This window comes from Sorangium sp. So ce296 (assembly GCF_051529605.1).
Taxonomy (GTDB): Bacteria; Myxococcota_A; Polyangia; order Polyangiales; family Polyangiaceae; genus Sorangium; species Sorangium cellulosum_D.
In genome coordinates this window covers 1079075-1099663 of the sequence record NZ_CP150325.1, presented here as the reverse complement: position 1 = coordinate 1099663, position 20589 = coordinate 1079075, and the positions used below count along the sequence as shown (strand labels likewise).

Below are 20589 nucleotides of genomic sequence, written 5' to 3'. Positions count from 1 at the left end.
GATCGCCAGCAAGTGCAGGGGTTTCCTGATTTCTCGACGACCTCAGGTGATGTACAAAGGCCGGGTGAACCGACGCCCGAACAACAAGCCAGCCCTACGCCGTCTCGCGAGCCCGGTTGCGGCGCTCGCTGCATTGCTCGGCCTCGCCGTCGCCGGTTGCGGCGGCTCCCTGCCGCCGCCGAACGACCAGCTCGCCGAATCTCAGGCCGCCATCCGCGCGGCCGACGAGGTGGGCGCCGAGGCCGACCCCCAGGCCACCCTCCACCTGAAGCTCGCCCGCGAGCAGCTCGAGAAGGCCAAGAAGCTGATCGAGGCCGAGGAGAACGAGCCCGCCCTGCGCCTCCTCGAGCGCGCCGAGGCCGACGCCGAGCTCGCGCTGGCCATCGCCAAGGCGCGCGCCACGCAGGCCCAGGCGCAGGAGGCGCTGAAGCAGGTCGAGAAGCTGCAAGAGGCGGGGGTCCAGTGAAGCGAGAGGTGAAGGAGATGGCTTCTTTCGTGAACAACGTGTCGTCGCGGGGCTGGTCCCTCGCGCTGTGCGCCGCGCTCGTCGCGGCCACGGGGTGCAGCGCGGCGATGCCGCCGAAGGAGCTCGTCGACGCCCGCACCAGCTACAAGCGCGCGGCCCAGGGCCCGGCGTCGAGCCTCGCGCCCGCCCAGCTCGACACCGCGAAGCAGGCGCTCTCCCGCGCCGAGGGCGCGTTCAACGAGGATCCCGAGGCCCAGCAGACGCGCGACCTCGCGTACATCGCCGATCGCAAGGCGCGCGAGGCCGAGGCGGCGGCGGCGCTGCAGCAGGCGCAGCGCGACAAGGCCGCGGCCGAGGAAGATTTCAAGGAGCTCTCGCAGCAGCAGCTCGCCACCGCGAAGGACGCGCTGCAGAGCGGCCAGCAGCAGATCGAGCGCGAGCGCCAGGCGCGCGCGCAGGCCGAGAGCGCGCGGCTCCAGGCCGAGAGCGCGCGGACCGAGGCCGAGAAGGCCCGGCAGGAGGCCGAGGCGGCGCGGCGGGAGGCCGAGCGCGTCGCGAACGCGGCGCTCGCGAGCCTCAAGGAGATCGCCGCGGTGAAGGAGGAGAAGCGCGGCGTGGTCATCACGCTCTCCGGCGCGGTGCTCTTCGCCTCGGGCAAGTCCGAGCTCCTGCCGATCGCCAAGGAGAAGCTCAACCAGGTCGCGACCACCCTGAAGGATCAGGGGTCGCCGCCGCTGCGGATCGAGGGGCACACCGACTCGACCGGCTCCGCCCAGGCGAACCGCAAGCTCTCGCTCGCGCGCGCCGACTCCGTGAAGGCTCACCTCGTCAGCGTGGGTCTGCCGGCCGACAAGATCGCGACCGTCGGCCACGGGCCGGATCGCCCGGTGGCGGACAACGCGAGCGCCGAGGGCCGCGCCAACAACCGGCGCGTCGAGATCATCGTCAATCCCACCTCGGCGCAGTGACGCCGCCGGGGGGGCGGGGAGAGCATCCATCGGCACCTCCCGCCTCCCTGCCTCTCTCCGATCACCACCTCACGGCGAGCGACGGCGCGGCGCCGGTCATCCGGGGCTGCCCCCGTCGCCCCGGGGAGCGCGCCGCGCAAACGGCCTCATCACGGGCGTCCTCACGACGCGGGGCGCCGCCCCTCGCGCCGCCTCTCGCGCCGCCTCTCGCGCCGACCGAGGCCTCGACGGGGCGAGGGCGGGGCGCGCCGCGCCGGCCGCGATCTGCGCCTCGATCGCGTCGAACATCCCCGTGAGCTCCCGGTAGCATCGGTCGATCAGCTGCAGCGCCTCGGTCCGCGTCTCCTGGTCGAGGGAGATGGCCTCGATGCGAGCGTCGGTGTCTTCCTCGAACACGTCGTGGGCCTTCTCCACGTCGAGGTGCGTCTGGGAGAAGTAGCGCAGGCGGCGCCGCTCGCCGATGCGCTCCAGGTAGCGCGCGACGCGCTCGAAGAAGACGTGTCCCGCCGACTCCAGCGTCAGGAGCAGGGTGAGCCGGCACGCGTCGTGGCGCGCGCGGAGCGCCTCCGAGAGCAGCGCGAGGCTCGCGTTCCGCGCGGCGCGATGACGCTCGCCGAACAGCTCGGCCGCCGCGGGAGGCTCGAGGCCGAGCGCCGCCAGATCGCCGAGGAACCAGCGGTCGTGCCCCGCGTCTTCGAGGCGATGGCGGTGCACCATGGACTTGTATCCCGGCTCCGTCGCGCGCTCATCGCAGATGCGCAGGATGTCCTGAAATGTCATCACGAAGAATGTCAGACAGACCGGGAAAGGCGCGAGCCGCTCGAACGGCGGATCCGTCGCGAGGCGTGCAAAGAAGGGGTGGTCGCTGAACTGCTCCTGATGGCGCACAATGTGCTGCTGAACGATTTTCATGGGCTGGCTTTCTCCGAGAGCCCGTAAGAATGCAAACCACATACCGAAAACGGAACGTCCGGTGCGTCGCCAGCTGCTTTGAGGAGCGCTGAGGGGCCCTGCGGCCGTCGGCCGAGGTGGTTCTGGGTGGGCGTGGGCGACGCGCAGGACGCAAGACACGGAGGAATCGGTGCACAAGCTCGATCGACGTACGTTTCTGGATCTCCTGGGGCTGAGCGGGCTCGGTCTGGCCCTGGGCCCGGGCTGCGTGCTGGGCGATGCGGGGCGCGGGCCTGAGGAGGACGGCGAGGCGCTGTCGGACGGATTGCGCGCGGGGCCGGCGCTCTCGCTCCGGACCCGGCTCACCGTGGATTACGGTGTTCCGTTTCCGCTCGTCAGCGCCGGCATGGCGTTCGTCAGCCTTCCTCCACTGGTCGCGGCGGTCTCGAACGCGGGTGGGATCGGCGTGCTGGGGTCGGCGACCGAGCCGCCTTCCGTCGTCGAGGCGCGGATCCGGGCGACCAAGGCGCTCACGGCGGGCGTGTTCGGCGTGGATTTCATCGTCGCGACCGGGCCCGCGGGCGCGTTCGTCACGCGGGATCACATCGATGTCTGCGTCGCCGAGGCGGTGCGGCTCGTGGTCTTCCACTGGAACGCGCCGGAGGTCGCCTGGGTCGACGCGCTCCACGCGGCGGGCGCGAAGGTCTGGGTCCAGGTGGGCTCGGTCGCGGCCGCTCGCGACGCCGTCGCGGTCGGCGCCGACGGGATCATCGCGCAGGGGTCGCAGGCCGGCGGGCACGCGCGGGCCACGGTGAAGACGAAGCCCCTCGTCGATGCCATCCGCAGGGACGTGAAGCCGGCGCTGCTCCTCGCGGCGGGCGGGATCGCGGACGGGGCCGGCGTCGTGCGGGCGCTGCGGGACGGCGCCGACGGCGTTGTCGTCGGCACGCGGCTGGTGGCCTCCACGGAGGCCTACGCCCATCCCGACTACAAGGCTCGCCTCGTCGCGGCGGGCGCCGGGGCCACGGCGGTACAGACCTTCTTCGGCCCGGAGTGGCCGGGCCAGCGCCAGCGCGTCCTGCGGAACCGCGTCGTGCGGCAGTGGGCCGGGAGAGAGCCGCGGATCCCGGATCCGCCGCCCCCGCCGGCCACGATCGGCACCACGGTGCTGTTTCCCGGGGTCCTGGACGTCCCGTACGAGATGCCGAAATTCAGCGCGTTCGTGCCCACGCCGGACACGGTGGGCGACCTCGAGGAGATGGATATGCCCGCAGGCTCGGAGAGCGTCCTGTCCATCGCCAGCGTCAAGCCAGCAGCCGAGATCGTGGCGGAGATGATGACTGAGGCGCAGGCCATCCTCGACGTGCGCCCGACCGGCGTGCTCGGCGCCGCGCCGTCGGGAGGCGACGCGGACGATGACGACTCCGACGATCGTGCGTTGGACGACTGACGGGCAGCAAAGCGGCCCGGCCGGAGGGCCGCTCGCGCTCGGGCGCAGGCCTTCTCGATTGTGCCGGGGGCGCCCGCGGTGATAAGGCACGGCGCGTGATCGGACGTTTTTTCCGCGGGATCTGGCAGGAGTACGTCATCGACCTGCGCGATCGACTCGACGCCGAGGCGGCGCTCCATCGGGCCGAGACTCCCGCGGGCGAGGTCACCCGCCGCATGGTGAGCGTGTTTCTCACCGTGATCGGCGTGCTCATCTTCGTCCGGTTCGCCGGCAACGAGAACGACACGCGCTGGATGGTGGATGGCCTGCGCGCCGTCGGCCTCGAGGACGCCGCGGCGCGGCTCCACGACGCGCTGAACACCTCCCCGGACCGCCGCTTTCACCAGCGGATCGTCTGGGCGGTCGGCCGCCTCACCGGTTACCTGCTCCCGACCCTCCTCGTCGCGCGCTTCGTGCTGGGCGTGCCGATCCGGACCCTCGGCCTGCGCGTCCGCGGGACGGCGCGGCACATGTCCATCTATGCCTTTTTCTTCGCGGTCATGGCGCCGGTCCTCTACGTCGCGTCGCTCTCGCCCGCGTTCCAGGCGAAGTACCCCTATTACAAGCTCGCGCGCGGCGAGGACCTCTGGCCGTGGTTCTGGGCGTGGGAGGCCCTTTATGCCGCGCAGTTCGTCGCGCTCGAGTTCTTCTACCGCGGCTTCTTCATCCACGGCGTCCGCCGCGCGCTCGGCTATTCCTCGATCTTCGCCATGATGGTGCCTTATGCGATGATCCACTTCGGCAAGCCGTTGCCCGAGGCGCTCGGCTCGGTGCTCGCCGGGTTCATCCTCGGCACCGTGAGCCTGAAGAGCGACTCCATCTGGGGCGGCTGCGCGATCCACGTCGCCGTCGCGACGTCGATGGACCTGCTCTCCCTGTGGCATCAAGGGCTTCTATGACCCCGCGCGCGCCTCGATTCGCCTCCGAGGCGGCGCTGCGTCGAGCGCGGCTCGTGCGGCTCGATCGGGATGGAGCGCTCGACACCGAGGCCGGCGAGGCCTGCTCCCCGCTCACCCGCGCCGCGTGACGAGGCTGCCCGGCGTCCGGCCACGCGGTGCTCACTTCGGCCGCTCACCGCGGCTGGCGGCCTGCGCGACCGAGCTAGCGCCGTCCAGCAGCACCGTCTATTTACGGAAAGAAAAATTTGAACATGCGCCGGGGACGGGCAATTGTTAAGAACCATGACAAAGTCGCCCCTCCTTGCCCTCGTCGTCGCCGCCGCGGCTTCCCTCGTGCAACTTGGCTGTGCCGTCCTCCCGGAGGATACGGCCGAGGAGCCGGTCGATGCGGACGAGCAGGCCGCGATCATGGGGAATGGGCTGACGTTCAACGGGCTCACGTTCAACGGGCTGACGTACAACGGGCTGACCTCCAACGCCCTGACGTTCAACGGTCTGACCTTCAACGGGTCTGTCATGGCGGCGCTCTCGGATCCGCTGGGCCGCCAGCAGCTGTCCACCATCGTGGGCTGCGCGCTCCCCAAGGGGCAGGTCATCCGCCTGAACATCCAGGGCGCCGACTACGCCTTCGAGGGCTCGACGGGCCTCGCGCCCGAGTGGGGCAAGCCCGGCGGCGCGTGCGGCGAGAGCTGCAAGTCCTGGGTGTCCGCGTGCGTCATCTCCCGGGTCAACTACCTCGGCGAGACCGTCCGGATCTCGATCCGGGGGAAGGACAAGGCGCTCGCCAGCACGAGGGAGGAGCGCGAGGGATACACCAGGCGCGAGGGCGCCTATTTCGGAGACATCTTCGCGACCCCCCAGAAGCTCCACGCCTGCGTCGCGCCCGGCGCGTCGCAGATCCCGCGGGTGTGCGGGCCGTCCATCCGGGCCTGCTCCCCCATCGAGGTGCTCGGGGAGTGCGATGACGTCTGCGGCAGCGAGCTCAGCGACGGCGCTTACGACAAGTGCAGGGATCCCTCCGGCAAGATGCAGCAGGCCGCCGTGACGGTGTTCCTGGCCCCTTAGACCCGCTCACGTTTCGCGCGGCCGGCGGGCCTCGCCTCCCTCGGGGGCCGCCGCCGGGCAGAGCGCGAGATGAGCCCGGGCGGCGCGGAGCTCGCTCAGCGATCCCGCGCGAGCTGCGGCTCGGTCTCTTTGACGCTCTCGCGGGAACGGAGGCGCTCGCACCACGCGCGCAGGCGCGGGTGGGGCTCGAAGAGCGACGCCTCCGGGGTCAGCTGGAGATAGCGCACGATCGGCAGGACCATGATGTCCGCCAGCGTCAGCCGGTCGCCCGCCAGGAACTGCCGGTCTCCGAGGAAGCGATCGAGCTCGGAGAGGCTCGTCCGCACGACCGGGACCGCCGCCTGCACGACGGCCTCGTCCGGCGCGAGGCCGCGCGCCGCCGCGAACAGCCGCTGGCCCACGATGCCGGGGCCCGCGGCCCTCCAGAAATACCAGTCGACGATGCCGATCGCCTGGTTCATCCGCGCCGCGTCGCGCGGGTCGCTCGGCTGCAGCGGCGGGGAGGGGACCACCTGGTCGAGATACCGGAGGATCGCCTGCGTCTCGTACACCCTGAAGCCGTCGTGCTCGAGCACGGGCACCTTCGCGAACGGATGCAGCTCCCGGTGCGGCGGCAACAGGTGCGCGCCGAAGGCGACCTCGACGAGCTCATAGGGGATCTTCTTCTCGACCAGCGCGATCTCCGCGCTCCAGGTGTAGGTCGAGCCAGGGGTGCCATAGACGATCATGCGCGACATGACGGCTCCTTTGACGAGAGGCTGGGGCGCAGACGCGCGGCGCGAGCAGGCATGGAGCGCCCCCTCGCCGCGCCTCCGGCGGTTCGCGCCAGCGCGCGGCCGAACCCCGCACGCCGTATCGCGTAAGCCAATACTTACCGGTTCGAGGGGTCCGGTCAAGCGGAAGATCGTTCTTGCGGCTGCCTCTGCGCCTGCGCATGCTGGCTCCATGGATCCGGTCGGTGCGGTGCTGGCGGCACTCGCAGATCCGACGCGCCGGCAGATTCTCGAGCGGGTGCGCGCACAGCCGCTCTCCGTGGGAGACATCGCCAAGACGGTGAGCGTGAGCCGCCCCGCGGTGTCGCAGCACCTCCGCGTGCTGGAGGACGCCGGGCTGCTCCGGTGCCACAAGCGCGGTCGCCACAACTTCTACGAGGTCGACCGCGAGGGGCTCAGCGCGCTGCGGGCGTATGTCGAGAGCTTCTGGGACGATGTCCTCGGCGCCTTCCACGCCGCGGCCGTCGAGGAAGCGGAGCGCAAGAAGCGGCATTGAGGGCGGCGCTCCGGGCCCTCGGCCGCGGGCCGACCGGGCCGGTCAGGCCAGGGTCCTGCCGCCGTTCACGGAGAGCTTCTGGCCCGTGATGAACCTGGCGGCGTCGGACGCGAGGAAGACCACGGCGTCGCCGATCTCGTCCGGCGTGCCCAGGCGCCGGAGCGGGTTGCCGGCCGCGTAGCCCTCCATGGCCGCCTGGCTCGCGCCCTCGCTGAGGTGGCGCTCGACCGGGACCCACCCGGGCGCCACCAGGTTGACGGTGATCCCGTGCGGGCCGAGCTCCACCGCCCACGAGCGCGTGAGGCCGAGCTGCGCGCCCTTGGCCGAGACGTAGTTGGAGAACGCGGGGACGCCCTGCTCGAAGACCTCGGACCCGATCTGGATGATGCGGCCCGCGCGGCGCTCCTTCATCCCGGGGACCACCGACCGCGCGAGGAGGACCGGGCTCTTCACGAAGAACTCGAGCTGATCGAGGCAGTGCTGCCAGGTCAGCTCGTCGATGGTCACGTGCGGCTGCGGGCCCGTCGCGTTCAGCACGAGCACCTCGATCGGGCCGAGGCGCGCCTGCACCTCGTCCACGAGGCGGGGGACCTCCCGCTCGTCGCGCACGTCGGCCTGGAACGCCTCGGCCTCCCCGCCGCCCCGGCGGATGTCCTCGACCACGCGCTCCGCCCCGTCGCGGCCGGCGAAGTAGTTCACCGCCACCCGCGCCCCGGCGGCCGCGAGCCGGCGGGCGATGGCCGCCCCGAGGCCGCGGGAAGCGCCGGTGACCAGGGCTACTCGTTTCGATAGATCGTGCACCATTCAGGCCTCTCCAGGGGATGCGTGACCGCGGATCGCCCGGCGCCGCGAAGGAGATCGGCCGCGCAAGCGCGCCTCCGGGAGCCTCCCTCCCGCGCGGAGCCGCTCGCCGCGCGCAGTGGGCCAGGATCGGTCGCCGCAGGTGGTATCGACTGGGGTCCAGCAATACAAGATTTTTCCGTCATCCTGTCGTGCTGCTGCGTCGTAATGTGAATCTTCTCACCGTAGAAGTGAAGTTTTTCAACGCAATGCGCTACTGATCGACCTCTGAGCATCGTACGCTGGGACACATGAAACCACGAATGATGCGACAAGCCCTGCGCCCTCTCGTGATGCTCGCCATGGGGCCGGTGTTCTGTGCGGCCGTGGGGATCACGCTGATCCATGCCTGGCTCGACGTGCGGCGCCGGCCGCGCGAGCGGCGTCGACTCGGCCGCGCTGCGGTGCGGCATCGCCTCCAGCGGCCGCGGGAGCATGCGGGCTGCGATTGACACGGCGCTTCGTCGGCACGGCCGCGGTCCGGCTCAGCGCACGAGGAGGAGCCAGAGGAGCGCCGCGGCGGTCGAGGCCAGGGTCACCGGGACACCGACCTTGGCGTAGGAGCGAAAGCCGATCTCGCGCTCGGCGCCCACGGTCTCCACGACGATGATGTTCGCCACCGAGCCGAGCAGGGTGAGGTTGCCGGCGAGGGTGGACACGACGGCGGTCGCGATCCAGGCGAGGTGCGGATCGGGCTGGCTGCGGATGTACGACTCCGCGAGCAGGATGAAGGGGACGTTGGAGACGATCTGGCATCCGACGAGCATCGCGATGCCCAGCCCGAGCACGCCCATCGTCGGCCCCGCGGGGAGGTAGGGGCTCGCGGCGCGCAGCGCCTGCTCGGGCATGCCGGTCTTCTGGAGGCCCGCCACGACGATGAAGAGGGCGCCGAAGAACACGAGCACGGTCCACGAGACCCGGTCGAACAGGCCGGTCGCGTCCCGCCGGTGCAGGAGGATCGCCGCGGTCGCCCCGCCGATCGCCGCCCACGCCAGGTTCGCGCCCAGCACGAACAGCACCGACACGACCGCGATGCACGCGAGCGGCACGAGGGCGCTCGGCCGGGCGTCCCCCGCCGCCGCGGGCGCCGCGGATGCGGATGCGGGGGCGGGCGCCGCGGATGCGGGCGCGGGGGCGGGCGTCGCGGATGCGGGCGCGGGGGCGGGCGTCGCGGATGCGGGGGCCTGCACCGCGATGCGGCGCCGGAGCAGGAGGTGCAGCGTCACGGCCGTGACGGCGAGCCCGATCAGCGCGGCCGGGCCGGCTTCCAGCAGGTACGCGCGGTACGAGATGCCGGACAGGTGACCCACGAGCATGTTCTGCGGGTTGCCGGCGAGCGTGAGCGCGCTGCCGGCGTTGGCGCCCATCGCGAGCGCGAGCAGGTACGGCACCCGATCGAGCCCCGCGCGCCGTGCGGTCCGGTCGACGAGCGGCGCCAGCATCACGCAGACCGAGTCGTTCAGCAGCACCGCGGAGGCGAGCCCGGCGCCCAGCGTGACCAGGTAGAGCAGGCGGACCGGCGAGAGGTTTCGCCGCGCGACCCACGCGGCGGCGTGCTCGAACACCCCCGCCAGGTCGAGCGACGCCGAGAGCAGCATCATGCCGAGCAGCAGGCCGATGGTGTTCGGCTCGACCGCCGCGAACGCCTCGTGCGGCGTCAGGCCGGCGCCGGGCTCGATGGCGCTCAGGAAGACCATGGCGCACGCGCCCGCGAGCGCGCCGGCCGGGCGCCCGATGGGCAAGATCGACAGGCGCCGCGCGGCGATGAGGATGTACGTCGCGGCGAATACGAGCAGGACGGACCACACGGCGCGGCATCAGAGCGGCCGGGCGCGCGCGTGTCAAACGGAGCGGCGCGGGCCGCGCTCGCCGCCGGCCTGCATTCCGGCTAAGCAGCGGTGGCCGCGGAGCGGCGCGCGGGCGGGGCGCTCTCCCGGGCTCCGTGGCAACGCCAAGGCATGAGCAGGCAGCTCTCGACCCCCACCGCGATCCTCCTCGGCAGCGCCATGATCGCCGCCGCGGTCTACCTCGGCCTGCGCCACGGCCCGGCCGCCGTCGCCCCGGATTCGCGCGCCGCCGCGGGCGACGCCTCGCACCGGGGCGAGCCGGCGCCGCCCGCCGGGGCGGCGGAGCGCGCGTCGGGAGAGCGCGCGCCGGGAGAGGGCGCGCCGGGGGAGGGCGCGCCGGCGGCGCAGCGCGCGCCGGCCGTGCCGCGCGAGGAGGTCGCGAGGCAGGCCGCGCGGGCGCTCGAGGCGCGCCGCCCGGCGCTGGTCGAGCGCTGCTACAAGCCGGCGATCGCGGCGCGGCCGGCGCCGCGCGAGGTGAAGTACGTCTTCAACCTGACGTTCGACGCCCAGGGCCGGCAGATCGCGCGCGGCATCATCGAGGACCGCGAGGCGTCGCGCCCCGACGTGACGGCCTGCCTGGCCACCGCGCTCCCGCCGGTGGCGGTCGAGCCGCCCGGCGCGAGCGTGCGCGTGGACGTCCCGTTCTCGCTGCCGTGACGGGGGCCGGGCCCGCCGGGGCAGGGGGCCGCGCGCGTCGCCCTTGACGCACCCGCCTGAACGCCCGATGCCGGAGCGGTGACGCCTGACCAAGCCTTGAAGGAAGCGACCAGCGGCGCGCTTCGCCCGGTCTACCTCGTGATGGGGGAGGAGCGCTGGCTGGTCGATCGCGTGGTGAGCGCGATCCGGGAAGCGGCGGCCAAGGGGGGCATCGCCGGGTTCAACGAGGACAAGTTCACCGCGGGGGACGCGCCCGTCGAGTCGATCCTCGGCGCCGCGCGGATGCTCCCGATGATGGCCCCGCGCCGGTTCGTGCTCGTCCGCGGCGTCGAGCGCTGGGAGAAGAAGGACGACGCCGACGGCGACGACGGGGACGACGAGCGCGGCGGCGCGGGCGGTGCGGGAGGTAAACGGGGCGCGTCGAAGCAGGCGAGCCCGCTCGATGCGCTCGCCGAGTACGCCAAGGCGCCGTCGCCGAGCGCGGTCCTCGTGCTCGTGGCGGCGAAGCTCCACGGCCAGCGCCGCCTCGTCACGTCGGCGAAGAAGGGCGACTTCCTCGTCTCGTGCGAGCCCTTGAACCGCCGCGCCCTGCCCGGCTTCATCACGTCGATGGCCCGCGAGAAGGGCAACCCGATCTCGAGCGACGTGGCCGACCAGCTCGCCGAGCTCGCCGGGCCGGAGCTCGGCTACGTCGTGGACGCGATCGAGCGGCTCTCGCTGTACGTCGGGCCGAAGCAGCCGATCACCGAGGACGCGATCGCGCAGGTGGTCATCCGCGTTCGGCAGAGCACGGTCTGGGAGCTCATCGACGCGCTCGGGCGGCGCCGGCTCGATCGCGCGCTCGCGGCGCTGGCGGACGCGTACGACCCGCGCGACGGGGGGCTGCGCCTGCTCGGGGCGGTGTCGTGGTCGGTCCGCCAGATGGTGAAGTTCGAGTCGGCGCTCGCCGGGGGCGCGAGCCAGGCCGAGGCGGCCCAGCGCGCGGGCGTGGCCCCCTACAAGGTGAACGACGTGGCGCAGACCATCCGCCAGCTCCCGAGGGGCGCGCTCGGCGGCTGGATGCGCCTGCTCGCCGAGGCCGACCTGGCGCTGAAGAGCAGCCGCCGCCCGGCGCAGGCGGTGCTGGAGACGATGCTGATCGAGATGTGCGCGCGCTGAGCGGCAGGCCGCGGCGGCGAGATCGGGTATGCGCGGGGGCCCGCCCTCGTGGACGAGGAGCCGCCGAACGAGGCCGGGGCGCGATGCCTGGTTTCGCGTCGCCCGAGTTCGTACGTGGCTCCGCCATGAGAAGAATTTGAACCACCGAGGCACAGAGGGCACAGAGGAGAGAGAAGAGAGGACAATAGTTTCTCCTCTCTCCTCGTTCCCTCTGTGCCCTCTGTGGTTCCTCCTCTCATGAACAGGGAAGAGGCTGGGCGATGCGGTATCAGGCGGGCTTTCGCGCCCAGGCGCCGAAGACCATGTCGCTCACGTACGTGGTGTTCGCCTTCGTCCGCTCGTCCGCGAGGCGTTCTTCGAGCGTGTCGACGTCGATCTCCGCCTCGGTGGCGACGCCCTGCTGCACGATGCGCGGCAGCATCGCTCGGATGATCGCGGCGGTGCGGTGGTACGCCCGCGGCGTTTGCACGATCGCCTCCGCGCGCACGCGCACGACGTCGAGGCCCGCCTGCTCGAGCACGGCGGCGAGGTGGAAGCCGATGTGGATGTCGGCGCCCTCGCGCTCCACCGTTCGCCACATCCATTGATGCGCGCGCTCATGAAGCGGCAGCGGCGTCAGGCTCGCAGGCACCATGTTGGCGTCGTGCTCCTGAAAGACGACCAGGCCGCCGGGGCGCAGGGCGCGGGAGAGGCTCTTCACGGCCGCGGCCGCGTCGGGCTGGTACATCAGGACGCGTCTGCCCACGACGGCATCGAAGAGGCCGTGCTCGGGCGCGAGCGCGCCGAGGTCCCCCTCCGCGAAGGTCACGTTCTGCAGCCCGAGCTCGCGCGCCCGGTCGCGCGCCGCCGCGAGCGGGCGCGCGTCGCGGTCGATGCCCACGACCTGCCCCTGCCCGCCGACGAGCTGCGCGATCCGGAACGAGACATCCCCGGCGCCGCAGCCCACGTCGAGCACGCGCATGCCGGCGCCGAGGCCCGCATCGGCCAGCAGCCGGTCGGTCATCTCTCCAACCATGTCGATCATCGGTCCCACGCTCCTCCGCTTCGTTGGCCCTGCTCGATGCGTAGCGCGAGCGGCGCCGCCGCTGAAGGGCGTCGTTTGTTGGCGGATCGGCGGATCTTTCGATCGGGGGAGCGGCGCTATCCGAGCAGCGCCTCGAGCACGCCCCTCTCCCGGAGATCGCGGAAGCTGTGGGTCGGGGCGCAGGCTTCGAGCTCCGCGAGGGCGTAGGTGCCGGTGGCCACGGCGATCGACTCCGCGCCGATCGCCCGGGCCGCCGCGATGTCCTTGGGCGTGTCGCCGATGACCACGACGCGGCACGCGTCGAGCGGCGCCTCGAGCCGCGCCGCCCCGCGCGCCGCGCCGATGCGCAGGAGCTCGTCGCGGAGCTCGTGATCGCAGCCGAAGCCGCCGAACGCGAACCGCTCGTAGATGCCGACGCGCGTGAGCTTCGCCTGCGCCCCCGCGCGGACGTTCCCCGTGCCGAGGCCGACGGCGCACCGCGCCCGCCGGGCGGCGGCGTCGAGCGCGTCGAGGACGCCGTGGTGGACCCGGGTCTCGCCGGCGAGCGACATCTCCTCGGCGAGGATCTCGACGTAGATCGCGAGGAGCGCGTCGATGGCGCCCTCGGTGACCTCGCGCCCGAGCGCCTCGAGCCCCGCCCGGATGATGGCCCTGTCGGTCATGCCGGCGAACGAGAACGCCTCGCACGCGTCGGGCCGGCCGGCAAACCGGTCGAACGAGCGCTCCATGGCGCGCCGGCCTGCGCCGCCGGTGGAGAGCAGGGTGCCGTCGATGTCCCAGAGGAGGACCGTGGGGCGCATGTCCCCATGGTAGATGCGGCGCGGGCCGAGGGCGAGCGCGGAGGCGTGGGGCCGAGGGCGAGCGCGGAGGCGCGGCGGGGGGCCGTCAGAACGCCCCTCCGACAGGGCGCGACGGCGCGGATGAGCACGCCTCGCCTCCCGTGCCGGCCCTCGCAGGTCCGGAGATCTCAAGAGGGGTACCGCACCCGGACACGTCGCGCGCCGCCCGGACAGGGGAGGCGGTCACCCGGACACGTCGCGCGCCGCCCGGACAGGGGAGGCGGTCACCCGGACACGTGGCGCGCCGCCCGGACAGGGGAGGCGGTCACCCGGACACGTGGCGCGCCGCCCGGACAGGGGAGGTGGTCACCCGGACACACAGAGGCTGTTTTTGCGCGTCGATGCACGAAAATAGAGAATCAAAGAGCGTTCGACGTAATGCGCGGCTCGCGCGGCGTCTGCGTGCCTGTCGATCGCTTCTAGCGCAATCGCGCGGCGATCTCTGCTAAGAGGGGCCGCCGAGGGCGGGAGATCGCGTTGCTCGGGCTCTCGTGCAGGTCGCCGACGCCGATCGAGGGACAGGGCGCCTGCGAGCACCTCGCGAACTGCACGGGGCGCCGGTTGCGCGGAGGGTGCCCGGGAGACAAGACCATGCGACGCTCGCCACGAAGCCCGATCCCCGCGGTCCTCCTGCTGCTCTCGTGCGCCGCGCCGGCGGCGGCGGAGCCGCTCCCGCGGCGCCGCCCGTCGACCGGGCCGGAGCAGGAGATGCTCGACGAGGCGAAGCGGCTCGTCGATCAAGGGCGCATCGCGGACGCGCGCGACATCCACCTGACGCTGTGGCGGCTCACGAGGAGCGCCTCCGACGCGTTCCGCGTGGGGATGCTGTCGTTCCGGCTGCGCGACTTCCAGATGGCGGCGGAGTTCCTCGCCATCTATTTCGACATGGTCGGCACCCCCGAGGCGCCGAAGATCTGGGTGCCGCCGGGCTTCAAGGAGGGCTACGAGCTGGCGCGGGCGAACTTCGCGGAGGCGCGGCGGCACGTCGGGGCGATCGAGGTGCGCGTGAGCGAGCCGGGCGCGGCCGTGCTCGTGGACGGGCGGCAGGTCGGCGTCTCCCCGCTCCCGCACCCGGTCTACGTCGCCCCCGGCCAGCACCGCGTGGGCGCGCAGCTCGCCGGGCGGCAGGTCGAGGTGCCGGCCGCCGTCGACGCGGGCGGCGAGCGGACCGTGTGGCTGGTGCTGCGGCGCGCGGAGGCGGAGGCGCCTGCGCGTCCATCGACGAGCACGACCAGCAAGGCGGCCGCTTCTCCGACGAGCAAGACGGGCGCGGCGCTGGGCGCGGCGCCGCCTCGGGCCGCGCGCGATCCAGCGCTGCGGTGGTGGACCGTGGGCGGGCTCGCGGCCACGTCGGTCGCGCTCGCCGTCGTCGGGGGCGTCTCGGTGGCGGAGGCCAACGATGCGGCCGGCGATCGGGACGCCGCCTTCGTCCGGGCGCGCTGGGAGGCGTTCCGCTGCCGGCCGGGGCTGCCCGCGTGCGACGCCTACGCGGAGGCCGACGGGCGCGCGAGGACGTTCACCGGGCTGTCGGTGGGCGCGTTCATCGGGGCTGGCCTCGCGGCCGGCGGCGCCGTGGCCGCGGGGTTCCTGCTCGCGCCGGAGGCGACGATCCGCGTGGGGGCCGTCGGGGGCGCCCCCGGCGCGGCGCTCTCGTTCGGGTGGTAGCGGTGCGGCCTCGCGCCGGCGGGCTCCGGGGGAGCGGGGGGCCGCTCTCGCCCGATGCTCTGCGTGATCGTTCACTTCAGATGAGAATTCGATGGCGATCGTCGTAATGCGATGTGCGTGCGTGATTCGACGCCTGCCATGAATCTCCGTGATCCCGAGGGCGAGCAGGCCTGGTAGCGTGCCGCGCATGTGGAAGCGGCGTCTGTGCGCCTCCTGCGCGGTGCTCCTCGCGAGTCTCCTCTGGGCGGCCTGCAGCGGTGACGCCTACGTCGACGTGGAGCAAGAGCCCACGTGCGAGTCGACGGAGGAATGCGACCCCGACAGGACAGGAACGCAGTGCATCGACGGGCTCTGCCGGTGTCCGAGCCCTGGTGAGGAGAGCTGCTGCGAACCTGGCGCGAAGGAGGACGAGGGAGATCGCTGCGAGCGGCAGTGCCGGCCCATTGACGAGTGCAACGCCATGCGTTGCGAGGCGCCTCGGGACTGTCCTAAGCCCGTGGACCCGCGCTGCGGCGAGGCCGTGTGCGTCGACGGCGTCTGCAGGCTCGCCTTGCCGGAGCAGCTTCAGAACCAGCGGATCGGCGACTGCGTGAGCCTCCGGTGCGACGAGTCAGGGCGGGTGGTCGCCGAGCTCGACGACAGCGACGTATTCAATGACGGCAACGAGTGTACGGTCGATGTGTGTGCGCAGGGCGTCGGCGTTCACCGCCCGAGAGAGGCGGGGAGGGCCGAGGAGAGCTCCGGGCGCTGCGATGGCAAGGGACATCTGGTTGAGTGCCTGACCGACGAACATTGCGGGAATCCGTCTTCCGTGGCTTGTTCGCAGCGCGGATGGTGTGTCCCACAGTGGTGCGTCGACGGGGATTTTGACGCTCCCTTCGGGGAAACGGCGACCGACTGTGGGGGGGCGTGCGACCCATGCTCCGCAGGGCAAGCATGTCTGACCTCGGAGGACTGCCACGACCATGTATGCACAGCGGAGAAGAAATGCGCGCTGCCCACGTGCCACGACAGCGTACAAAACGGCGTTGAGACAGATGTCGACTGCGGTGCGCCATCATGTCCTGCTTGCGATTTTGGCAAATGGTGCAACTCGCACGAATCCTGCAAGAGCGGTGTATGTGTAGACGGTTTGTGCCGCCCTGCGACCTGTGGCGACGGGATCATGAACGGCGAGGAGGCAGGCGTCGACTGCGGTGGACTCTGCGCCGCGTGCCCACTCTATATCGACCCCTGGACGTCTGATGTTGAGGGCTTATGAATAGAAGGAGAAGTTTCGCCGCCACACTGGTGGCGCTATTGGTTGCATCGCTCTGGCTCGCTTGCTCGGACAGCCCGCCGCTCCCCTACATTCCGCCGCCGGAGTGCAGAACCGCCGCGGATTGCGCGCTGCCATACGACATGGACCCGAGATGCAGTCAGATGGACTGCATCGAAGGTGCCTGCGAGATCGAGTTGTTCGAGGTGTCGAGAAGCCAGTATCGAGGCGACTGTGAGCTCGTCCTGTGTCGTGACGGGCGGCGCGTCTTCGAGCGCGACCTGGATGATGTGTGGGACGACGGCAATCCGTGCACGGACGACGTCTGTGAGCCGACGGGACCCATCAACAAGCATGTGGCACCCTCCCCTTCGCCTTCTGGTTCCGGGTTCTGCAACGGTTATGGAAAGGAGGTCGCATGCTTGTACGATGCGGACTGCGCGGACGCGACGCTGTACTGCTCTTCTGATGGCAACTGCACGCCTCTGAAATGCAAGAACGGCGACCTTGATGCCGATATCGGTGAAACTTCCACGGACTGCGGCGGCCGCTGCGATCCATGCAGGGTGACCCTGCCGTGCAACGACAAGTACGACTGCATCACGCGCGTGTGCGGCCCTGATGGGGTATGCTCGGTGGACAGGTGTCTTGATCGAGTGCAGAACGGCAACGAGACCGACGTGGATTGCGGCTACGGCTGCTACCCGTGCGCAGATGGCTACAAGTGCAAGGGAGACGAGACCTGCAAAAGCGGCGTTTGCTTCGCTGGCACGTGTCAACCGAGAACGTGCAGCGACGGCCGGCGGAATGGGGAAGAGGAAGACGCAGACTGCGGCGGGGACTGTCCTCCCTGCAATTAGCTCTGCGCCCCGCGCCAGGCGTTCGACGGCGTGAGCCGTCACAGCCGAGTGAGCCGTCCATCTTCGAGGAGCACCCAGGGGGATGATGCCGCGTACGCCTCGGTTCCGGCCATGGGCAGACGTGGCGCATCCGTGAGCTGATCGAGCCCCTTGTCTCGGATCTGCACCCCACGTTCGGTGAGGCGGTAGACCTCCGAGAGCATCGGGTAGCCAGCGTGAGGCGGCTTCGGACCAGGAGCGCGCTCCACGGTCGCGCTTGAGTCGTGCCCTGCCCAGTCCTCCAGCCGCTGCGGGAGGAACAGATCTCCCGTACAGGAAAGGAGATGCCACAGGTTCATTTGCGTTTCCGATTCGTGGGCGACCAAGGCCAACGGGGTCTTCCACTCCGTCGAGAGGAGGGCAAAAACTAGCGCGTCGAACCGGCTGAGGCGTAGGGAGCCATCCGCGGGTTTCCTTGGAAAGAAGCAAGAGAGAAGTGTCCATAAGGAGGCGAGCTCTGGAAATCCTTCAACGCCACGGATGCAGCTTTCAACGAATGGCAACGGGTTCTCGTCCACGTAGCTGTCCCAGAGGCCAACGGCACGATCGTGCCGCTCGCGCGGCCACGGGCACGCACTTGCGATGCGTTCGAGGAGGACCTCATCTGGATGATCAGACACGGACTCCGAAGAGGTGAACGGACGCGTCAAAACCTCACGGCTCGCTGCGCTCGACAGCGGAACTGGCTCAAAGTCGAGAAGAAATACATCGCTGTGCGGTATCCCAAGGTGACGCAACCAGCTGCAGGTCCTCCAGAGGTTCACCCGCTCGTGAAGGCTTGCCGACACCCATACGGCGACCGGGGGCTCCCAGCGGACATCCGACGAATAAAGCCTATCCCACTCTTCGCCTATGTTCCACCACGCCTCGCGCGACCGCGCATGCTCCACGGCGTCCCGGCGGCTCGGTCCTATAATTAGGCAATCGGACGAGCGTACCAAGTTGGTTGCGCCGATGTGCGATAGACGCTCCGCCGTCCGTGTGTCGAAGGCGACGTGCGTTCCTGCGCGAAGCATTGGATGGCCGTTCATGTTCATTCAAACCCGCAATCGTAACACTCGCGATATGAGTAACTCTTCTCGAGCTGGCAATCGCGCCGGCAGATGGCGCAGAGAGTCTTACGTCCCTCGATGATGCGCGTGCAAGGCCAGCCCTTGCCCTGGCAGTTGGTGAACATATCGGTACATGTCTTGCTTGGCGAGCACGAACCCGCCATCGCGAGCTCTGCGCTACCTATCTCCTCGGCTCCGTCTTCTTCGCCTTCGTCGTTGTTCGGGTAATCTCCCGCTCCCGCGGATCCTGTCGGGTATCCAGCACCCGCGCCTCCCGGCTCCAGTGTGTCGCAGGTGTAGGACAAATCGCATGCCGATGCGAGCATCAATCCGACCCCGCCGCACAGCACGAGCGCGCTCACCTTCGCCCTCAGACCGTCCCCCATCTTTCCTCCTTCCGGATGAGCGGAGCGTTGCCCCAGCGAATGAGCGGAGTCAACAGGTGGTCTCGGTCGCAGTTCTGTCTTCAACGGCATCGAGCCGACGTTATGGGCAGGGCCGGTCGGCCGCGCCGCGGGGTCGAGGCCCGCAGCGGCAGCTCGATGCCGTCTCCGTTCGCCGGCTCGGCGGGGACGTCCTCGGAGGATTGTTCGTTGCCTCCGGCGTGTTGAGAATCAAGCTGGTTGATGCTCTCGCGCTCGGTTTGGCTGATGGCCATCGCGACGGTGAGCGGGCCTCGGTCACGGGCGTGATGGTCGGCCCATCGCGTCCTGAGCGTGCCGGGGTGCTCGGACGCGTCAAGGGTTCCCTCGCAGGGCTCGGCGGCTGCGCCGCCCTTGACGCGCCCTGCGCGCCCCGGCGGCCGCGTCGCGCGGGCGATGGGCGGACGGAGCCTCCGGCGGGGGCTCCGGGCACCGGATGGGCGGGCGATGGCCATCGCGCGCGTGGGCGAGCCATCATCCTGCGTGAGCGAAAAGCGGCCCCAACCCATCATCTACCGGGAGCGTCAACACGGCGTCGGCATACGGGCGTCGACCCGCATCCGTCGCGGCGTGTAATCTCGCTATGCCCCGACGCCTGGGGGAGCTCCGGGAGAGGAAGGGCGAGGTGGCGAGAGGAACTGAGCCCTCGGCAGTCGCTGACAGCCCTCCGACGCGGGGAGGGTCGTATCTCTCGCGCGTGCTGCCCGCCGATTCAGCTCCGGAGTCCATCCCCGGCACCTCACCCGGAGGATACGGCGAGAGCCGTGTCCGTCTGAACGTGTGACCTGCACGCGATCTGAATAATTTTGGCGCCGCTGAACTGCTCCTGCCGGCTCGACAGCACATTCGCGACCCCTCGGGCACCTTCCCAGACCGTCTCCCTCCGCGTAAGCCTCATGCTATGCCCAAGAAGCAGAACAACACTCATTACGACCGCTGGCGCGACCAGGCCAAGGCCGCCGCTCAGACGGAGAACCCCCTCAAGGTGCCTTACGACGTCGCCCTCAAGGAGGCAGGTCAGGTCGCCGGATTCTTCAACAAGCACTGGAATCCCACGGACGCGCTGCCGGGCCTCAGGCGCGTCAAGGCGCGGTTGCCCGAGAGCACCGGTGAGGAGATCGTCTCTCTGGTGTACGCGGTCCAGGAGGCGCAAACGAAGCTGCTCCTGCTCGTCGATCCCGTCGTCGTCGACTACGGAGAGCGCGCGCGCCTCGTCCTCGACGAGATCGAGTCCGCCCTCGAGTTCCTCCTCGACGACGGGGTCGAGGAGCCCGCGGACGCGCAGCTCGCGGCCATCCAGGAGTTCCACGCCGACATCGGCCAGCGCTCCAGCGCGCTGCACCAGGCGCTGAGCGACTATGCCGGCCTCGCAGGCTCGCTGAAGGACCGGCTCGCGGAGGTGGACGAGGATTTCGACGTCGCCCTCATCACCGAGGCGAAGGAGCTCGCGCGCGCGCTCGCCGCGGCGCCGGCAGCGCGGCCGCCGGCCGATTCCGAGGTCAAGGAGGCGACCCGGATCCGCAACGGGCTGCTCAGGCTGCTCCAGGAGAAGATGGCGCTGGTGCGGAAGGCCGCAGCGCGGGTGTTCCAGCGGAATCCAGAGGTGCTGCGCGAGGTGACGAGCAGCTACGAGCGCCGCCGTCGCGCCGCCGCGCGCCGCGCCAAGGCCGCCCGTGACGCGGCGAAGGCTGAGAGCGCGCCGGCGAAGGGGTCTGGGGAGAGCCCTCTCCTCGGCTGAAGCGCCGCGCCCTCCAGAGCGCCGCGCCCCCGCAGCGCCGCGCCCCTCCAGAGCGCCGCGACCCCGCAGCGCCTCGCCCCTCCGCAGCGCGCCCGCGGCCTTCGTGACGCGGCCTGCCGCCCGCGCCGAAGCACGCGCACACC

At 70.9% G+C, this 20589-nt stretch carries 21 protein-coding genes; 12 read left to right on the top strand and 9 right to left on the bottom strand.

Annotated elements, in window-relative coordinates:
* Positions 1-64: 64 nt before the first annotated feature.
* Entirely contained in the window at positions 65-466 is a 402-nt protein-coding gene (locus WME98_RS04195; protein ID WP_437950081.1) for a DUF4398 domain-containing protein, read from the top strand.
* A gap of 17 nt (positions 467-483) precedes the next feature.
* Positions 484-1434, top strand: coding sequence for an OmpA family protein (locus WME98_RS04190; RefSeq protein WP_437950080.1), 951 nt, complete (start codon positions 484-486; stop codon positions 1432-1434).
* Positions 1435-1530: 96 nt separating this feature from the next.
* On the opposite strand, the gene WME98_RS04185 is transcribed toward WME98_RS04190, so the two are convergent.
* Positions 1531-2346 carry a hypothetical protein gene (locus WME98_RS04185; RefSeq protein ID WP_437950079.1) on the bottom strand — a complete coding sequence of 272 codons (816 nt, stop codon included), beginning with the start codon at positions 2344-2346 and terminating at the stop codon, positions 1531-1533.
* 169 nt (positions 2347-2515) lie between these two features.
* Here WME98_RS04185 and WME98_RS04180 point away from each other — a divergent pair, with 169 nt between their 5' ends.
* The 3 genes from WME98_RS04180 to WME98_RS04170 all read left to right on the top strand — a co-directional run bounded on the left by WME98_RS04180 (position 2516) and on the right by WME98_RS04170 (position 5778).
* Positions 2516-3775, top strand: a complete 1260-nt coding sequence (locus tag WME98_RS04180) for an NAD(P)H-dependent flavin oxidoreductase (RefSeq protein ID WP_437950078.1) — start codon at positions 2516-2518, stop codon at positions 3773-3775.
* Positions 3776-3870: 95 nt separating this feature from the next.
* Positions 3871-4713 (top strand): CPBP family glutamic-type intramembrane protease, encoded by an 843-nt coding sequence (locus tag WME98_RS04175; protein WP_437950077.1) that lies wholly within the window; start codon positions 3871-3873, stop codon positions 4711-4713.
* 282 nt (positions 4714-4995) lie between these two features.
* Positions 4996-5778: a hypothetical protein gene (locus WME98_RS04170; RefSeq protein WP_437950076.1), complete on the top strand. Its 783-nt coding sequence runs from the start codon at positions 4996-4998 to the stop codon at positions 5776-5778.
* Positions 5779-5873: 95 nt separating this feature from the next.
* Here WME98_RS04170 and WME98_RS04165 read toward each other — a convergent pair whose 3' ends face one another.
* The gene (locus tag WME98_RS04165; protein ID WP_437950075.1) at positions 5874-6515 is read right to left on the bottom strand and encodes a glutathione S-transferase family protein; all 642 of its coding nucleotides are present in this window, start codon (positions 6513-6515) and stop codon (positions 5874-5876) included.
* Here WME98_RS04165 and WME98_RS04160 point away from each other — a divergent pair.
* The gene (locus tag WME98_RS04160) at positions 6505-7047 is read left to right on the top strand and encodes an ArsR/SmtB family transcription factor (protein ID WP_437950074.1); all 543 of its coding nucleotides are present in this window, start codon (positions 6505-6507) and stop codon (positions 7045-7047) included. The genes WME98_RS04165 and WME98_RS04160 overlap by 11 nt on opposite strands.
* A gap of 42 nt (positions 7048-7089) precedes the next feature.
* On the opposite strand, the gene WME98_RS04155 is transcribed toward WME98_RS04160, so the two are convergent.
* Positions 7090-7851 carry an SDR family oxidoreductase gene (locus WME98_RS04155; RefSeq protein ID WP_437950073.1) on the bottom strand — a complete coding sequence of 254 codons (762 nt, stop codon included), beginning with the start codon at positions 7849-7851 and terminating at the stop codon, positions 7090-7092.
* A 299-nt stretch (positions 7852-8150) separates the two neighbouring features.
* On the opposite strand from WME98_RS04155, the gene WME98_RS04150 reads away from it, so the two are divergent.
* Positions 8151-8339 carry a hypothetical protein gene (locus WME98_RS04150; protein WP_437950072.1) on the top strand — a complete coding sequence of 63 codons (189 nt, stop codon included), beginning with the start codon at positions 8151-8153 and terminating at the stop codon, positions 8337-8339.
* A gap of 33 nt (positions 8340-8372) precedes the next feature.
* Here the strand turns inward: WME98_RS04150 and WME98_RS04145 are convergent, their stop codons facing one another.
* A complete protein-coding gene (locus WME98_RS04145; protein WP_437950071.1) occupies positions 8373-9695 on the bottom strand; it encodes an SLC13 family permease in 1323 nt (440 codons plus the stop codon).
* A gap of 150 nt (positions 9696-9845) precedes the next feature.
* Between WME98_RS04145 and WME98_RS04140 the strand changes: the two genes are divergently transcribed.
* Both WME98_RS04140 and holA read left to right on the top strand, forming a co-directional pair.
* The gene (locus WME98_RS04140; protein ID WP_437950070.1) at positions 9846-10391 is read left to right on the top strand and encodes a hypothetical protein; all 546 of its coding nucleotides are present in this window, start codon (positions 9846-9848) and stop codon (positions 10389-10391) included.
* Between the two features lie 96 nt (positions 10392-10487).
* Entirely contained in the window at positions 10488-11549 is a 1062-nt protein-coding gene (gene holA, locus WME98_RS04135) for a DNA polymerase III subunit delta (protein WP_437950069.1), read from the top strand.
* A 268-nt stretch (positions 11550-11817) separates the two neighbouring features.
* Here holA and WME98_RS04130 read toward each other — a convergent pair whose 3' ends face one another.
* Positions 11818-12573 (bottom strand): class I SAM-dependent methyltransferase, encoded by a 756-nt coding sequence (locus WME98_RS04130; RefSeq protein ID WP_437950068.1) that lies wholly within the window; start codon positions 12571-12573, stop codon positions 11818-11820.
* Positions 12574-12689: 116 nt separating this feature from the next.
* Positions 12690-13373, bottom strand: a complete 684-nt coding sequence (locus tag WME98_RS04125) for an HAD family hydrolase (RefSeq protein ID WP_437950067.1) — start codon at positions 13371-13373, stop codon at positions 12690-12692.
* A 630-nt stretch (positions 13374-14003) separates the two neighbouring features.
* Here WME98_RS04125 and WME98_RS04120 point away from each other — a divergent pair.
* The gene (locus WME98_RS04120; RefSeq protein WP_437950066.1) at positions 14004-15077 is read left to right on the top strand and encodes a hypothetical protein; all 1074 of its coding nucleotides are present in this window, start codon (positions 14004-14006) and stop codon (positions 15075-15077) included.
* Between the two features lie 610 nt (positions 15078-15687).
* Here WME98_RS04120 and WME98_RS04115 read toward each other — a convergent pair.
* Positions 15688-15870 (bottom strand): hypothetical protein, encoded by a 183-nt coding sequence (locus tag WME98_RS04115; RefSeq protein WP_437950065.1) that lies wholly within the window; start codon positions 15868-15870, stop codon positions 15688-15690.
* Positions 15871-16499: 629 nt separating this feature from the next.
* Between WME98_RS04115 and WME98_RS04110 the strand changes: the two genes are divergently transcribed.
* Positions 16500-17195: a hypothetical protein gene (locus WME98_RS04110; RefSeq protein ID WP_437950064.1), complete on the top strand. Its 696-nt coding sequence runs from the start codon at positions 16500-16502 to the stop codon at positions 17193-17195.
* Positions 17196-17233: 38 nt separating this feature from the next.
* Here the strand turns inward: WME98_RS04110 and WME98_RS04105 are convergent, their stop codons facing one another.
* Positions 17234-18271 carry a hypothetical protein gene (locus WME98_RS04105; RefSeq protein ID WP_437950063.1) on the bottom strand — a complete coding sequence of 346 codons (1038 nt, stop codon included), beginning with the start codon at positions 18269-18271 and terminating at the stop codon, positions 17234-17236.
* Positions 18268-18672, bottom strand: coding sequence for a hypothetical protein (locus WME98_RS04100; protein WP_437950062.1), 405 nt, complete (start codon positions 18670-18672; stop codon positions 18268-18270). Before WME98_RS04100 ends, WME98_RS04105 begins: the two co-directional genes overlap by 4 nt.
* A 937-nt stretch (positions 18673-19609) precedes the next feature.
* Between WME98_RS04100 and WME98_RS04095 the strand changes: the two genes are divergently transcribed.
* Positions 19610-20446, top strand: a complete 837-nt coding sequence (locus WME98_RS04095; protein WP_437950061.1) for a hypothetical protein — start codon at positions 19610-19612, stop codon at positions 20444-20446.
* Positions 20447-20589 lie beyond the last annotated feature (143 nt).

Excerpts from the sequence above, each read along its gene's own strand:
- WME98_RS04150 (WP_437950072.1), top strand. The coding sequence starts at position 8,151 with ATGATGCGACAAGCCCTGCGCCCTCTCGTGATGCTCGCCATGGGGCCG.
- WME98_RS04155 (WP_437950073.1), bottom strand. The coding sequence starts at position 7,851 with ATGGTGCACGATCTATCGAAACGAGTAGCCCTGGTCACCGGCGCTTCC.
- WME98_RS04165 (WP_437950075.1), bottom strand. The coding sequence starts at position 6,515 with ATGTCGCGCATGATCGTCTATGGCACCCCTGGCTCGACCTACACCTGG.
- WME98_RS04115 (WP_437950065.1), bottom strand. The coding sequence starts at position 15,870 with ATGTTCGTCGGTCAGGCACTCAACCAGATGTCCCTTGCCATCGCAGCG.
- WME98_RS04105 (WP_437950063.1), bottom strand. The coding sequence starts at position 18,271 with ATGAACATGAACGGCCATCCAATGCTTCGCGCAGGAACGCACGTCGCC.
- WME98_RS04170 (WP_437950076.1), top strand. The coding sequence starts at position 4,996 with ATGACAAAGTCGCCCCTCCTTGCCCTCGTCGTCGCCGCCGCGGCTTCC.
- WME98_RS04130 (WP_437950068.1), bottom strand. The coding sequence starts at position 12,573 with ATGATCGACATGGTTGGAGAGATGACCGACCGGCTGCTGGCCGATGCG.
- WME98_RS04160 (WP_437950074.1), top strand. The coding sequence starts at position 6,505 with ATGCGCGACATGACGGCTCCTTTGACGAGAGGCTGGGGCGCAGACGCG.
- WME98_RS04095 (WP_437950061.1), top strand. The coding sequence starts at position 19,610 with ATGCCCAAGAAGCAGAACAACACTCATTACGACCGCTGGCGCGACCAG.
- WME98_RS04140 (WP_437950070.1), top strand. The coding sequence starts at position 9,846 with ATGAGCAGGCAGCTCTCGACCCCCACCGCGATCCTCCTCGGCAGCGCC.
- WME98_RS04190 (WP_437950080.1), top strand. The coding sequence starts at position 484 with ATGGCTTCTTTCGTGAACAACGTGTCGTCGCGGGGCTGGTCCCTCGCG.
- WME98_RS04185 (WP_437950079.1), bottom strand. The coding sequence starts at position 2,346 with ATGAAAATCGTTCAGCAGCACATTGTGCGCCATCAGGAGCAGTTCAGC.
- WME98_RS04120 (WP_437950066.1), top strand. The coding sequence starts at position 14,004 with ATGCGACGCTCGCCACGAAGCCCGATCCCCGCGGTCCTCCTGCTGCTC.
- WME98_RS04110 (WP_437950064.1), top strand. The coding sequence starts at position 16,500 with ATGGACTGCATCGAAGGTGCCTGCGAGATCGAGTTGTTCGAGGTGTCG.
- WME98_RS04125 (WP_437950067.1), bottom strand. The coding sequence starts at position 13,373 with ATGCGCCCCACGGTCCTCCTCTGGGACATCGACGGCACCCTGCTCTCC.
- WME98_RS04100 (WP_437950062.1), bottom strand. The coding sequence starts at position 18,672 with ATGGGGGACGGTCTGAGGGCGAAGGTGAGCGCGCTCGTGCTGTGCGGC.